Raw genomic sequence first — 14575 nt, forward strand, 5'->3', positions numbered from 1 at the left:
CGCTCCATCAAGCAAAGCTCAAAACAAAAACGCCCCGGGCGAACCGAGGCGTTGTATTACCCAGCGAATTAACGGCTGGCGAAGTACATGGTGACTTCGAAACCAATGCGCAGATCAGTGTAAGCAGGTTTGGACCAGGTCATGTTCTTACTCCTACGTAGGGATGGGATGTGTAATACATATAGTCCATCTCCTGTCGGAGATGTTCAGATGTGTGCGTGTGAATGTTACGCAATTCTTTTCAAGTTAGCGCTGTCTTGATGGAAAAAGCCTTTTGCAAAGGCAGCAATGATCGCTGTTCAGCCGATCGCACGCGGACCATTGGCGACAAAGCGCCAGCCGCCAGCCGCATCTTGCAACTGCCGGGCGGCCTGCAGCAGGTCGCCCTGGGTGCAGGCCAGAATCCGTTGTTGCAACTGCGGCAGGTAATCCGACGGGTGGCCTGCCAGATGCGCGTGCCATAACAGCTCCGCGGCTTGGGCGGTTGGCAGCGCTTCAGGAGCAAACTGTGCAGCCAAGGGCTGGTTGCCCAACTCGTCGCTGCACTCGATCAACGCCGGCAACTGCTGGAGGAAGGTTTGCAGGTGCTCGACGATATCTTCCAGTGACGCTGTGGGCGATTGCACACCAAACAGCAGTCCGGTTTGCCCGTTGATCTGTCGGACGCCGCTGAAGATGGCGTAGCCCAATTGCAGCTCGACGCGCAGGCGTTGGTAGAAGGGGGCTTGCAGCAGGTGACTGAGCAGGCGCCAGGCGGCTTCATCGGCCAGGGATCCGCTCGGTGTGGGGCAGAACAGCAGCAGGGCGGCTTCGCTCGTGTCGGTTGTTACGGCGTGCCACAGGTGTTGGTCGGCAAGATCTGCCACGTCGCGTTCGATGATCGCGGGTTGCCCAGGCAAGCGCGCTGCGGCCGCTTTGATTGCTGCCTCGCACGTGGCTGTCAGGCCAATACCCAAGCCTTGCCAGCGGGCGTCGGACCATGACGCTGGCGTCTCATCGGCGGCGGTTGCGTTGGCACAGTACTCAGGCAGCGCGTTGAGCAGCGCCCGAATAGCGATCATCGGCACCGGCGCGGGAGCTGGCGCTTGCGGCTGGTTCAGCGCATGGGCCACGGCTTCGAGCACCGCAGGCATTGGCTGTTGAAGACCAATCATCTTTACTCGCCAGTCATTACCCGTAGCCTCGAAAGACAATTCGACGCCGGCCTGGCCGGCATTTTCGCGCAATGCCTGCGACGTGCTGCCCAGCTCAGGGGCGCCCGCCTTGAGGCGCCATTGCAGATACAGCGCGCCTTCATCGCTGTCAGTGGTCATCGCATGGCTGAACGTCAGCGCCGATACGTCTTTGCGGCCCCGTGAACGATCCTGGGCAAAGGTGCGCAACCCACGGTGGGCACTGGTCTGGCCGCGAATCAGGCCTGCACGCTCCTCCTTGATGGGGGGACGCAGGAATGGGTTGTTGGGAGCAAGCTGCCACTTGTGTTGGGACCTTGGCAGGTGCAGTGAGTCGAGCATGGCCTTGAGTGCTGCGACCGCAGGTTCCGACAGTGCTTCACTGTGGTTGCGGGCCAGTGCCAGTGCGCCCTGGGTCTGCTGTTGGCGAGCGGCCAGCAGGGCGAACTCTTCGCGCAAGGACGTCCAGTCACTGTGGGCGAAAAAACTTAGCCAATCGTGCAGCAGTGCCTCGATCTGCGTCGTTTCTTGAGTCTCGACGGTGAAGTCGATAACCAGCAGCGCCTGCCCCGCAAAGTCGTACGGCGCTGAGGCGTGCAGCGCGGTGGCCAGTTGCTGCGTTTTCAGCTCGGCCAGCAGTCCGCCCGGTGCCGATGCGTTGAGCCAGGTAGACAGAAATTCCAGGGCTTCGCGAGGGGCTTCGCAGCAAATGACCTGATACAAGTGATTGCCGGCCAGGTGTTGATAACCCCGTACCTGGCCAGACATCAGCGTCGGTGGCGCGCTTTGCGGGTGCAGGGGGCCTGAAGCCAGGGCTTTACTGAAGCGCTGCGCCAACGCTTCGAGCTCTGCCAACGGCTGGGGGCCTGCAAGGCTCAACGTCATCTGCCCGCTTTGATAAAAATGCGCGTGAAAGGCCCGCAAGGCCTGTTGGAAGGCCTCGTTTTCCACCGGCAGGCTGTCGCGATTGCCTGCGTGAAAACCCCGCAGCGGATGATCGGCCGCCAGGCCCTGCAAAAGCGCCACTTGCTGCTGCGCAGCCGCATCCTGGGACCAGGCGATAAACTCCGCGTGCAGCACTTCCCGTTCGCGCAGCTGGTCTTCGGTAGTCAGCCGAGGATGGGTCAGCATGTCTGCCAGCCGTTCCAGCCCATCGGCAAAGGTCAATACCGGGAGTTCAAAGAAAAAGTCGGTGGTGCGCTCGCGAGTGCTGGCGTTGACCTGCCCACCGTGTCGCTGCACATAGGCCATCAACCCTTCGCTTGCAGGAAAGCGCTCGGTCCCCAGGAACAACAAATGCTCAAGAAAATGCGCCAGCCCAGGCCAGGCCAACGGCACATCATGGCTACCGGCAGCCACGCGCAAGGCTGCGGCGCAACGCTTCAAGCGCGGCGCATGGCGCAACGAGACGCACAGGCCGTTGGTCAAGGTCAGATGGATGGGATGAGATTGGGCCGGCGCGGGCATGGGTACTTCCGAAGCGAGGGAAGTGCCTATGCTAACAAACCCGCTGGATCAGGGCTTGTGCAGCGCGCCATACAGCTCCGGGCGCCGGTCTTGCAGATAATGGTTGGCTGCCCGGGCAGTGAGAATCGATTGGCGATCCAGCGCGCCCACGATCAAGGCTTCGTCCAATCCTGCCAGGGCGACACGCTGACCGTCCGGCGCGGCGATGCTGCTTTGCCCGCAATACTGAATCTCGCCTTCATGCCCGCAATAATTGGCGTAGGCCACATAGCACTGGTTTTCGAAAGCCCGCGCCCGCACCGTGACGTCAGCCACAAAGTCGAACGGCACCATGTTGGCCGTGGGCACCAGGATCAGCTCGGCCCCGGCCAGGGCCAGGCGCCGGGTGTTTTCCGGGAACTCGAGGTCATAGCAAATCAGCAGTCCCAGCTTCCAGCCGTTGAGTTCCACCAGCGGAAAATCATCGCCGCCGGCGCTGAACATCGAACGGTCGAGGTCGCCGAACAGGTGCGTCTTGCGGTAGTTGCACAGACGCTGACCCTGCGCATCGATCAACTGCACGGCGTTGTAGATCTGGCCATCTTCGGCGCGCTCCGGGTAACCGTACACAATCGCCAACCCTGCGTTTCGCGCAATCTCGGCAATGGCCTGCGCAGAATCCCCGTCCTGCGCCTCGGCCAGGGCGCCTGCCGCTTCGACGCCAATGTTGTAGCCGCTGAGGAACATCTCCGGCAGCACCAGCACATCGGCGCCGGCCGCCTCTTGCGCCACCTGATGCAGGCGCTTTAGGTTGCCGGACACGTCCAGCGGCAGTGGCGGGCATTGATACAGGGCGACACGCATGACCCAGCTCCTTGATTCGGGCAGTTATTCAGGCAGGGCAATCGGCCCGATTTCAGCAAACACATCACCCGGGCCCGGGTTCTCGGGGTGAGTGCTGCCACCAAAGTGATTCATGATGCCCCACACCGCGTTGAGGGAGGTTTGCACCGCGCCTTCGACCCACGCAGGCGTCCAGGACACATCGTCGCCGGCGATAAAAATCCCACGCTGCTCGGCGGGCATGTCCTTCTGCATGAAGTGCGCGTACATCCGCTGGTTGTAGCGATAGTGGCCGGGCAATGCGCCCTTGAAGGCACCGAGGAAATGCGGGTCGGCTTCCCAGGACACGGTGATCGGATCGCCGATGATGCGCGCCTTGATGTCAACTTTCGGATAGATCTTGTTCAGGGCGTCCAGCGCCAGTTTCACCCGCTTGTCGATGGGCTGCGGCAGCATTTTCAGCGCGTCGCTCATCCACGAGTACGATAGGCAGATGACGCCCGGCTTGTCGTCGCCATTGTCGAACAGGTAAGTGCCACGGGTCAGACGGTCGGTGAGGGTCATGCTCATCAGGTCGCGGCCGGTTTCCGGGTCCTTGTCCTTCCAGAACGGGCGGTCGACCATCACGAAGGTTTTAGACGACTGCATGTAGCGCGTGCGGTCCAGGGCCATCCACATCTTTTGCGAAAACAGGGTTTCATCGCATTCGATCTGCGTGGTCAGCAGCCAGCTCTGGCAGGTGGTGAGCACCGCAGCGTACTCGCGGGTATCACCGTAATTGTCGGTCACTGCGAAACGGCCATCCGCCGCATGGGCAATGCGCTTGACCCCGGCTCGTGGCGCGCCGCAGTGCAATGAGCTGAGGCTGGTGCCGGCCGGCCAATGGGCGCAACGCTGCGGCACATGACGCCAGATGCCCATGGGCACCTGCGCCACGCCGCCGACCACCAGGTGCTGGTGATCGTCGCAGTTGGTCATCACCACGCGAAAGATCTCCAGCATCGAGTTGGGAAAGTCCGAATCCCAGCCGCCCGTGCCGAAACCCACCTGGCCAAACACTTCGCGATGGTGGAATGACAATTTGGCGAACGCCTTCGAAGTGGCCACGAAATCATAGAAGGTGCGGTCGTCCCACAGCGGCACGAGCTTGTTCCATAGTGCCTTCAGACGCGGCACATCGCGGTCGCGGATCGCCTGCTGGATATCGCCGAACTGCGAACCGGCCTCCAGCGCATCGGCCCAGGCGTCGGCCACTTCCTGGAACAGCGCCGGCAAGTCCGAGAGTTTCTGCGCGTAGTGAGTCTCACCTTCCAGATCAATCACCGTGCTGCCGGAGGCCGGCGTGAGTGGGTTGGGGAAGGGTTTGGTTTCCAGCCCCAACTTGTCCACATAGTGATAGAACGCCGTGGACGACACCGGAAACCGCATGCCGCCCAGCTCCGCAATAATGCCCTCGGCGCCTTCAAACGCCTGGGAGCGCAAACGGCCGCCCATTTTCGAGGCTTCGTACACCACCGGCTTGAGGCCCAGCTTCATCAGCTCATAGGCCGCGACCAACCCGGCAATCCCCGCGCCGACGATCGCCACCTCGGCGCCATGATTGGCGGCAGGAATACTGCCCAGGCCAGCCGGGTGCTCGATCCAGTCATCAAAGGCAAACGGAAAATCCGGACCGAAGATCGTGATCGGTTTTTTGCCGTCGGCGGGGTGGCGAAGGGTCTTGCTGAGGGTGCTGGACGGAATGCTCATGGCTGACCTTGTGGACGACTCGACGGGACGCGACCCGCTGAGTATAGGAAAAGATGGCAGCCAGTTTAGGGAGCGCAGAGGTTATTAATAAGACGCAATGTGCCGTCATATTGAGCTGGTTTTGGCCAATATGACGAGATGATTGATCAAATTGGTTGTGCGCGATCCAGTTTGTTGCTGAGGATGATCGACGTGGTGGTTTTTTCAACACCGTCGACACTGCCGATCTGGTCGAGCAGTTGGTCGAGTTGCTCCGGGGAATCGGTGCGCAGCCAGGCCACGTAATCGAACTCGCCGCTGACGGCGCAGAGTTGCTGCACCTGGGCCATGGCGCTGAGTTTGCGCAGCACTTCTTTGCCGGAGCGCGGTTGCACGGTGATGCCAACATACGCCTGCAAACCCCCATCGGCGACGCGTTGACTGAGGCGCACGCCGTACCCGGTGATTACCTGGGTTTTCTCCAGCCGCGCCAGGCGGGAAGTGACCGTAGTGCGCGCGATGCCAAGTTGCCGTGCGAGCATGGCCACGCTTTCGCGGGCGTTGAGTTGCAGCGCGGCGATCAGTTGGCGGTCGATTTCGTCTAGGGTGGCCAAAGGGGGCTCCGGGATGAGGGGCGTTTGGGGGCATGTTACAGGCTTGTATGGGGATGTCAGCGAGACGGGCGTGGACACTTTCTGGACACTTTGGCGTTTACGGCGGAAATTCACGCTGAAATTCCAGAGGCCAAAAACGACGAAAGCCGCGCAATGCGCGGCTTTGAGTATGGTGGGCCCAGTAGGACTCGAACCTACGACCAAGGGATTATGAGTCCCCTGCTCTAACCAACTGAGCTATAGGCCCTCAGTAGGTCGCGGATTATAACGACGGTTTCTTCACTGTGCCATCCGTAAAGTTCTCAATCTTCGTACGAAGAAACGCGTCGGCAAAAAGCTGCGGCGGTAGTGGCAGGCTGACGATGTAGCCCTGCATCTGTTCGCACCCTTCTGCCGCCAGAAATTCCTGTTGCGCCGCGTTCTCCACGCCCTCGGCGATGATGGTGAATTGCATGCTGTGGCCCAGGGCGATGATGGCGCGGACGATGGCGGCGTCGTGCGGGTCGTCGGGCAGGCCGCGGACGAAGGATTGGTCGATTTTCAGGAAGTCCAGGGGCAGGCGCTTGAGGTAGCTGAGGGAGGAGTAGCCTGTGCCGAAGTCGTCGATTGCCAGTTGCACGCCGAGGTGTTTGAGCTGATGCAGCACGCCCAGGGCTTCCTCGGTCTGGCTCATGATGAAGTTTTCGGTGATCTCCAGTTGCAGGCAGCTCGGTTCGAGGTGGTAGTCGTGCAGCAGTTGTTCAATGCGTGCCAGCAGGTTGGGACTGCGCAGTTGGGCGCCGGCGAGGTTGACTGACAGCGGGCCGAATGTGTCGAAGGTGCCTTGCCAGGCCTGCAGCTGCTGGCAGGCCTGTTCCAGTACCCAGTCGCCGATCTGCAGGATGGTGCCGTTTTCTTCGGCCAGGGCGATGAAGTGCTCGGGCGGCACTTCGCCAAAAGTGGGGTGGTGCCAGCGGATCAGGGCTTCGGCGCCGATCAGCTCCTGGCTCGTCAGGCTCAGTTTGGGTTGGTAATACAGGCTCAGTTCGTCCCGTTCAATGGCGCGGCGCAGTTCGTGCTCCAGTGCCACGCGTTCGCTGGCCTGGGTGGTCAGGTCGCTGGTGTAGCTTTCGACCCGGTTGCGGCCTTTGGCCTTGGAACGGTACATGGCGGCGTCGGCATTCTTGACCAGGGTAGCGACGTCGGTGCCATCCTCGGGGTACAGGCTGGTGCCGATGCTGGCACTGATGAAGAATTCGTGTTCTCCCGCCTGGAACGGCTGCGTGAAGCAGGCGAGCAGCTTGTTGGCCAGGTAGTCGGCGTCGCTGGCGTTTTGCAGACCGGGCAGCAGGATGATGAATTCATCGCCTCCCAGGCGAGCAACGGTGTCGATGTCACGCAGTTGCTCTTTGAGGCGCACGGCGATGCCTTTGAGCAGCAGGTCGCCGATAGGGTGGCCGAGGCTGTCGTTGATGTGTTTGAAACGGTCCAGGTCGAGGAATAGAACGGCGCCTTGCTGGCCGGTTTCCTGGTGACCATTGAGCGCGGCCTGCAGCCGGCTTTCGAACAGAGTGCGGTTGGGCAGGCCGGTGAGCGGGTCGTGGTGCGCCTGGTAATCAAGGCGGGCCTGGGCAAGTTTGAGGCTGGAGATATCGGCGAACACGGCAACGAAGTGAGTGATCACATCATCGCGATTACGCACGGCGTTGATGGTCAGCCAGCTGGGGTAAACCTCGCCATCCTTGCGGCGGTTGGCGATCTCGCCTTGCCAATGCCCGTGGGCGGCCAACTGGTGCCACATCGCAGCGAAGAACGCGCTGTCGTGCTGGCCGGAAGCGAGCAGGCGCGGGGTTTGGCCGAGGGCTTCAGCCTCGCTGTAGCCGGTGATTTCGCTGAAGGCACGGTTGACTGCGCTGATGTTCTGCGAGGTGTCGGTGATCAGCACGCCTTCGGCGGTGCTCTCGAACACGGTGGCGGCCTGTTGCAGTTTCTCCTGCATCAACTGGCGTTCGGTGATGTCGCGGGCGATGGTCAGTATGCAGGCTTCATCGCCAATGGGCAGGGGCCGGCTGGACACTTCGCAGAGCCGGATCTCCCCGTCGCTGCGTCGTATGTGGCAAATGAAATCACGCACGAAGCCGTCGCGTCGTATCAGTTCCAGCATGTGTTTACGTTCGTTGAGGTCGACCCAGATGCCCAACTCCATGGCGGAGTGTTCCAGAGGCGTGGCGCAGGGGTAGCCGGTGAGACGGCTGAAGCCTTCGTTGGCCTCAATCAACAGGCCGTCCCGCTGGCGACTCAGCAACAGACCGTCTGGCGAGGCATGGAAAGCCTTGGCGAACTTCTCTTCGGAGGTTTGCAGTTGTTGCTGGGTTTCCTTGAGCTGGGTGATATCGCGCACTACAACGACGATGGCCTCGGTGGTATCGAGCAGGAACGGTTCGGCGGAAATCAGCCCTACAAAAGCCTGGCCATTGCTGCGCCGAAAGGGCAGTTCAAGGTTGCGGATGCTGGTGGTCTGGACGCGTTGCAGCAACTCCGAGCCGATGCCTGGAATGCCCCAGATATCCAGCTCCGTGCCGGCCTTGCCGAGCACTTGCTCGGCATTCAGGCCAATCTGGTCTTCGAAGGCTTTGTTGACTTCCAGCAGGCAACCGTCGGAAAGGCGGGCAATTACCAGGATGTCCGGGCATTGCTGGAACACTGAAGCAAATTTTTGCTCCGAGCGCTGCAGGGCCTCTTCTGTGCGCTTGGCTTCGCTGATATCGATCATCAACCCGCGCAGCACCGGTTCGTGACCGTGTTCGATCAGGCTCACGATGTCACGCACCCACAGGCAATGGCCGTCGGCGGTGATCACCCGGTAATCGATGCTGTGGTCACGGTTGGCGCGGGTTTCGCGGTGGCAATAGGCTTCGGCGCGGGACAGGTCGGCGGGGTGGATGATGTTGCGCCAGAAGCCTGGGATCAGCCAATGGGCACGGGGATAGCCGAGTAAGTTTTCAGCGTGGGGCGACACGTAGCTGTAGGTGAAATCGGTGATGCTGGCTTCCCAGGCGATGGCAGACAGGCTCTCGACCAGGCCACGGTAGTGGTATTCGCTGCTGCGCAGTTCCTGTTCGAGGGCGACGCGGCGGGAAATCTCCGAACTGAGCCGGCGATTGATCTGAATTACGATGGCTAATACGGTGATCAACACCAGCACGGCGGGCAAGCCGTAGGTCAGCAGGTCGTTCCAGAAGGTGCGGTGATCGCTGATGCCGCCTACCCAGCGTTGCTGAATGGCTTCGGTTTCGCCTGGGGTGAGGTCCGCAAGTACCTTATCGAGGATGCCCACGAGGATTTTGTTGTCTCGCGGCACGCCCATTGCCAACTGATAGCGGTAGGGCGTTTCGCCACTGACGTACAGGCCTTCAAGCTTGAGTTGGCGCAGGCTCCAGACGCTGGAAGCCAGGTCGCCGACTACCGCGTCCACCTCGTCCGTGGCCAGCGCTTGCAGGGTCGAGCTGACATTGGGCATGGCCACCAGATTGAGGTCGGGATGGTGGTTGCGCAGCAACTCGTGGGGTGCGTAGTTTTCTACCACGGCGATTTTCAGCCCATAAAGGTCCTGAAGGTTGCGCGGTTTGGCGCCGCCCTCGTGGGCCAGGATGACGATGGGGAAATCCAGGTAGGGCCGCGTGAACGCGATGAAACTCTGACGCTCGGGAGTGGACATGACGCTGGGCAGCAGGTCGAGCTGACTGCGTTTGGTCTGCTCAAGCACCGCCCCCCAGCTTCCGGGCTCGATCAATTCGACCCTGACGCCCAGTCGGTCCTGAATCAGGCGAACATAATCGGCCGCCAGGCCTTGGTAGCGGCCATTTTCATCGCGGTATTCAAAAGGTGGCCATGAAGGGTCCACACCGAGTTTCAGCTCCTGATGGTCCGACAGCCAGCCACGCTCTTCATCAGTAAGCGTCAACGCGCCAGCCGTTGCGGTCCAGGTCAGCAGCGACAGCAGTATCACGGTCGGCAATCTGGGCATAACGGTCTCGTTATGGCACGGGGAATGGTTCGAGTGTAGACGGGCATTGCGGGGGGAGGGAGGGGGGAAGCTGTTAATAAGTAGAAAGAAATATGCAGAAAGCAAAACCCCCGGCCTGGGCCGGGGGTTCTGGTATCACTCGTCGAGGAAGGAGCGCAGATGCTCGCTTCGTGTCGGGTGGCGCAACTTGCGCAGCGCCTTGGCTTCGATCTGACGGATCCGCTCGCGGGTCACGTCAAACTGCTTACCGACTTCCTCAAGGGTGTGGTCGGTATTCATGTCGATGCCGAAACGCATGCGCAGTACCTTGGCTTCACGGGCAGTGAGGCCGGACAGTACGTCGCGCGTCGCTTCCTTAAGGCTCTCAACAGTGGCGACATCGATTGGCGACTGCATGGTCGAGTCTTCGATGAAGTCACCCAGATGGGAGTCTTCGTCATCACCAATCGGGGTTTCCATGGAGATCGGCTCTTTGGCGATCTTCAGTACCTTGCGGATTTTATCCTCAGGCATTTCCATGCGTTCGCCCAGCTCTTCCGGGGTCGGTTCGCGACCCATTTCCTGCAACATCTGCCGGGAAATGCGGTTGAGCTTGTTGATCGTCTCGATCATGTGCACCGGAATACGGATGGTGCGTGCCTGGTCGGCGATCGAGCGAGTGATCGCCTGACGGATCCACCAGGTGGCATAGGTCGAGAACTTGTAGCCGCGACGGTATTCGAACTTGTCCACAGCCTTCATCAAGCCGATGTTGCCTTCCTGGATCAGATCGAGGAATTGCAAGCCACGGTTGGTGTACTTCTTGGCGATGGAGATCACCAGACGCAAGTTGGCTTCAACCATTTCTTTCTTCGCGCGGCGGGCCTTGGCCTCACCGATCGACATGCGACGGTTGATGTCCTTGATCTCGGCAATCGTCAGACCGGTCTCGGTCTCAAGCGCGGTCAGCTTCTGCTGGCAGCGGATGATATCGGGCTGCAGGCGACCAATGGCTTCGGCGTATTTCGCCTTGCCCTTGGCCAGCGCGTCGGTCCAGCTTTCGTCAACTTCGTTGCCCGGGAACTGGCGCAGGAAGTCGGTGCGCGGCATGCGTGCGTCACGCACACACAGCTGCATGATTGCGCGCTCTTGTGCACGCAGACGCTCAAGGGCGCTGCGAACGCGCTCAACCAGGCCTTCGAATTGCTTGGGCACCAGCTTGATCGGCATGAACAGCTCGGCAAGGGCCAACAGCTCGGCAATTGCCTGCTTGTTGGAGCGACCATGCTTCTTCAGAGCCTTTCGGGTGATTTCCATTTGATCGGAAACCGCACCAAAACGCTGGGCAGCGATGACCGGATCCGGGCCGCTTTCGACTTCGTCTTCGTCGTCGCTGCTGGCTTCAGCGTCGTCGTCTTCGGTCTCGTCGTCCGCTTTAGGGGCTTTCGGATCGACCGGCGGCGGTACTTCGGCAGCAGGTGGCGCAATGCCGTCGTCCGGGTCGATATAACCGCTCAGGACATCGGACAGGCGGCCACCTTCGGTGGTGACGCGAGTGTACTCGGAGAGAATGTGGTCAACCGTGCCAGGGAAGTGCGCGATTGCGCCCATCACTTCACGGATGCCCTCTTCAATGCGCTTGGCGATTTCGATTTCGCCTTCACGCGTCAGCAACTCGACGGTGCCCATTTCACGCATATACATGCGCACAGGGTCAGTCGTGCGACCGATGTCGGTCTCCACCGCAGCCAGCGCGGCAGCGGCTTCTTCAGCGGCTGCCTCGTCGGTATCGGCGTCGGCCAACATAAGGGCGTCCGCATCCGGAGCACTCTCGTGTACGGGGATCCCCATGTCATTGATCATGCGGATGATGTCTTCCACCTGCTCGGGATCTGAAATATCCTCAGGCAGGTGGTCGTTGACCTCTGCGTAAGTCAGATACTTCTGCTCACGACCAAGGGTGATCAACTCTTTGATACGAGACTGCTGTTGCGCTTTTCCGGACATAACACCCTATCCACTGAAGGTCTTGGCGGGCAAAAAACAAGCCGAGGATTATACCCGAGCTATGACCTCACACGCCAGCTGAGGTCGGGTTAGATGCTGAAACATTCTGTTTTAATAGGTCGCGCATCTGTTTTGCTATCTGAATTTGCTCTTCAGCCGACAATCCTGGCTGCCTGGCTCTCTTGATGAGCTCATCGAGGGTCTGCGTATGCTGACCCGCGGATAACCTAGTAATGGTGTCTAAAAACTGTTGTTCAAGGTTATCGCCGTCAATTAGCCACTCCTTTTCCGCGAGTGCTTTCAACAAACGGCCCTGTTCGGTGCCATGCCAGCGAGCCATCAGCTGGATGGAGTTTAGCTTAGGATTTTTCTGCACGGCTTCGATCAGGGCAATCAGCACCTGAGCGTACGTGTTGCTCTCGTTGGCAAAATGCTCGGCACTTTCAACCCTGCCCGCCAGTTCCGGGTGATGGATGAGCGTGCGCAGGGCAATCAGCGTAGGGGCTTCGACGGCGACCGGAGTTCGGGGGGCATAAGCCTCGTCGCGATCACCGCGCTTGAAATTCTTGCTCCAGGGTTTCTTTTCCCATTTCTTGCCGCCAGCGCCGGGTTTCTTTGGCGTCCAGTCCTGCTGCGGCGCATGGGCGTCCTGCGGCTGGTGAAAGTCGGCGTAGTCCGGCATGGCATCGTAGTCCATGCCCGGGTCATAGGCCGGTGGCGCGTTTTGCGGCGCGCTGTGCACCAGTTGGCTGACGGCCTCGCCACTCAGGCCGGTGATTTCCAGCAGCCGTTGACGCATCAGGGTGCGCAGGTTGGCGCCCGGAACCTTGTCGATCAGTGGCGCGGCGAGGGTGGCCATGTGGGCCTTGCCCTCAAGGGAGCGCGGGTCGGCTTCCTCGGTCAGCTGCTGGAAGAAATAATCAGCCAATGGCTGGGCATGCTGGTTGATGCGCGCACGGAATGCGTCGGTGCCCTCGGCGCGTACCAGAGTGTCCGGGTCCTCGCCTTCGGGCAGGAACAGGAAGCGCGCGCGGCGCCCGTCCTGCAGGCTCGACAACGTGGCTTCGAGGGCGCGCCAGGCGGCGTTGCGGCCGGCCTGGTCACCATCGAAACAGAACAGCACGCTGGGTACTACGCGAAACAGACGCTTGAGGTGTTCTTCGCTGGTGGCTGTGCCGAGGGTTGCCACGGCGTTGCGCAAACCTTGCTGGGCCAGGGCGATCACGTCCATATAGCCTTCAACCACGATGATCTCATCGAGGTTGCGATTGTTCTTGCGTGCTTCATACAGGCCATAGAGTTCCTGGCCCTTGTGGAACACCGGGGTTTCCGGTGAGTTCAGGTATTTGGGCTTGTCGTCGCCCAGCACGCGCCCACCAAAGGCGATGATGCGACCACGGCTGTCGCGAATGGGGAACATCACGCGGTCGCGGAAGCGGTCGTAGCGCTTGCCGGTTTCGGCGTTCTCCACCAGCAGGCCGGCATCGATCATGGCTTTTTGCTGGAGCGTATCGCTGCTCAAGTGCTTGTACAGGTTGTCCCAGCCGGGTGGCGCGAAGCCCAGGCCAAAGTCACGGGCGATTTCGCCGGTGAGGCCGCGGCCCTTGAGGTAGTCGACGGCGGCCTTGCGTTGCGGATGGCTCTTGAGCGCCTGACGATAAAAGTCGGCGGCAGCGGTCAGCAGCGGATACAGCGGCGAGTCGGTGGGCTGGCGCGGTTTGTGCGGGCGACCGCTTTCTTCGCGGGGGACTTCCATGCCGGCGGCTTTGGCCAGGTCCTCGATTGCCTGGGGGAAATCCAGGTTGTCGTGGTCCATGAGGAAACCGAGGGCGTTGCCGCCTGCGCCGCAGCCGAAGCAATAGTAGAACTGCTTGTCGGGGCTGACGCTGAACGACGGGGTCTTTTCCTTGTGGAACGGGCAGCAGGCGGTGTAGTTCTTTCCGGCTTTTTTCAATTGCACGCGTGAGCTGACAACATCGACGATGTCGGTGCGGTTCAGAAGGTCGTCAATAAAGCTCTGGGGAATCAGCCCGGCCATGGCGTTCTCGTCATCACTGCGTGTCAATCGGGGTCCATAAAGTGTTCAAGCGCGGCTATCGCGTGCTCGACTCGCTTACGTCTGCATGGATTGTCAGGAAGTGTATCTGCCGAATATTCTCTGACGTTAAGTTTCTATCAGGAGTCGGCATGGAAATGTTGCCCCGGTATCCGGTCTTGGCCTGTGGGCGGCCTCGGAACTCGTCAATGGGCACAGCCGACACGGTTGATCGTCTGTTTGAAGAATAAGTGTGCTCGTCAGTAGCCTTGTTAGGCTCGTCAGAAGAGACGCGCACCGCTGGCAAAAGAGCCAGTCCTGACGTGTGAAGCGGTTGTATCGGTCGCGTGTGCGGCGTCAACAGTGAAGCATCAAGCGATATCCGCAAATGCCAACAGCCCGGCTGAGGGCCGGGCTTGGCAGAAGCTTGCTACGAACGTCTGTGTATTAGTACAGACGAACGGCGCGGCGCTGTTCGCGCTGAACTTTCTTGGCGTGACGCTTAACAGCGGCTGCTGCCTTGCGCTTACGCTCAGAAGTTGGCTTCTCATAAAATTCGCGGCTACGAACTTCAGCCAGAACACCGGCTTTTTCGCAGGAGCGCTTGAAACGACGCAGAGCTACGTCGAAGGGTTCGTTCTCTTTTACTTTGACGGCTGGCATCCAGAGCTACCTTCTTTCATTACCGGGATTCAACGTTCTCGTCGCAAAAAATTCGCGGCTGAGGTCGTCGGTTTTTAAGGGT

9 protein-coding genes and 1 tRNA gene are annotated in these 14575 nt (G+C 60.3%); all 10 read right to left on the reverse strand.

Annotation, left to right across the window (positions count from 1 at the left end; all coding sequences use genetic code 11):
• Positions 1 to 68: 68 nt before the first annotated feature.
• Positions 69 to 143, reverse strand: a complete 75-nt coding sequence (gene pqqA / locus TU75_RS26225) for a pyrroloquinoline quinone precursor peptide PqqA (protein WP_003194766.1) — start codon at positions 141 to 143, stop codon at positions 69 to 71.
• A gap of 156 nt (positions 144 to 299) precedes the next feature.
• Entirely contained in the window at positions 300 to 2639 is a 2340-nt protein-coding gene (gene pqqF, locus TU75_RS03400) for a pyrroloquinoline quinone biosynthesis protein PqqF (RefSeq protein WP_060548205.1), read from the reverse strand.
• A gap of 48 nt (positions 2640 to 2687) precedes the next feature.
• Positions 2688 to 3482 carry a carbon-nitrogen hydrolase family protein gene (locus TU75_RS03405; RefSeq protein WP_003232636.1) on the reverse strand — a complete coding sequence of 265 codons (795 nt, stop codon included), beginning with the start codon at positions 3480 to 3482 and terminating at the stop codon, positions 2688 to 2690.
• A 24-nt stretch (positions 3483 to 3506) separates the two neighbouring features.
• On the reverse strand, positions 3507 to 5210 hold the full coding sequence (locus TU75_RS03410; protein WP_003232635.1) for a flavin monoamine oxidase family protein: 1704 nt from the start codon (positions 5208 to 5210) through the stop codon (positions 3507 to 3509).
• A gap of 146 nt (positions 5211 to 5356) precedes the next feature.
• Entirely contained in the window at positions 5357 to 5803 is a 447-nt protein-coding gene (locus TU75_RS03415) for an Lrp/AsnC family transcriptional regulator (RefSeq protein WP_003232633.1), read from the reverse strand.
• Positions 5804 to 5973: 170 nt separating this feature from the next.
• Positions 5974 to 6050: transfer RNA gene (locus TU75_RS03420), tRNA-Ile, on the reverse strand.
• Positions 6051 to 6065: 15 nt separating this feature from the next.
• A complete protein-coding gene (locus TU75_RS03425) occupies positions 6066 to 9809 on the reverse strand; it encodes an EAL domain-containing protein (protein ID WP_060548206.1) in 3744 nt (1247 codons plus the stop codon).
• A gap of 135 nt (positions 9810 to 9944) precedes the next feature.
• Entirely contained in the window at positions 9945 to 11795 is a 1851-nt protein-coding gene (rpoD, locus tag TU75_RS03430; RefSeq protein ID WP_003232629.1) for an RNA polymerase sigma factor RpoD, read from the reverse strand.
• 67 nt (positions 11796 to 11862) lie between these two features.
• The gene (gene dnaG / locus TU75_RS03435; RefSeq protein ID WP_060548232.1) at positions 11863 to 13833 is read right to left on the reverse strand and encodes a DNA primase; all 1971 of its coding nucleotides are present in this window, start codon (positions 13831 to 13833) and stop codon (positions 11863 to 11865) included.
• A 444-nt stretch (positions 13834 to 14277) separates the two neighbouring features.
• Positions 14278 to 14493 carry a 30S ribosomal protein S21 gene (gene rpsU, locus TU75_RS26230; RefSeq protein ID WP_002551877.1) on the reverse strand — a complete coding sequence of 72 codons (216 nt, stop codon included), beginning with the start codon at positions 14491 to 14493 and terminating at the stop codon, positions 14278 to 14280.
• Positions 14494 to 14575: the final 82 nt, after the last annotated feature.

The sequence above is a fragment of the Pseudomonas poae genome, assembly GCF_001439785.1.
Lineage (GTDB): Bacteria > Pseudomonadota > Gammaproteobacteria > Pseudomonadales > Pseudomonadaceae > Aquipseudomonas > Aquipseudomonas poae.

Bases quoted from the DNA above. Each gene is read 5' to 3' on its own strand.
- TU75_RS03405 (WP_003232636.1), bottom strand. From the start codon at position 3,482: ATGCGTGTCGCCCTGTATCAATGCCCGCCACTGCCGCTGGACGTGTCC.
- dnaG (WP_060548232.1), bottom strand. From the start codon at position 13,833: ATGGCCGGGCTGATTCCCCAGAGCTTTATTGACGACCTTCTGAACCGC.
- rpoD (WP_003232629.1), bottom strand. From the start codon at position 11,795: ATGTCCGGAAAAGCGCAACAGCAGTCTCGTATCAAAGAGTTGATCACC.
- pqqF (WP_060548205.1), bottom strand. From the start codon at position 2,639: ATGCCCGCGCCGGCCCAATCTCATCCCATCCATCTGACCTTGACCAAC.
- TU75_RS03425 (WP_060548206.1), bottom strand. From the start codon at position 9,809: ATGCCCAGATTGCCGACCGTGATACTGCTGTCGCTGCTGACCTGGACC.
- rpsU (WP_002551877.1), bottom strand. From the start codon at position 14,493: ATGCCAGCCGTCAAAGTAAAAGAGAACGAACCCTTCGACGTAGCTCTG.
- TU75_RS03410 (WP_003232635.1), bottom strand. From the start codon at position 5,210: ATGAGCATTCCGTCCAGCACCCTCAGCAAGACCCTTCGCCACCCCGCC.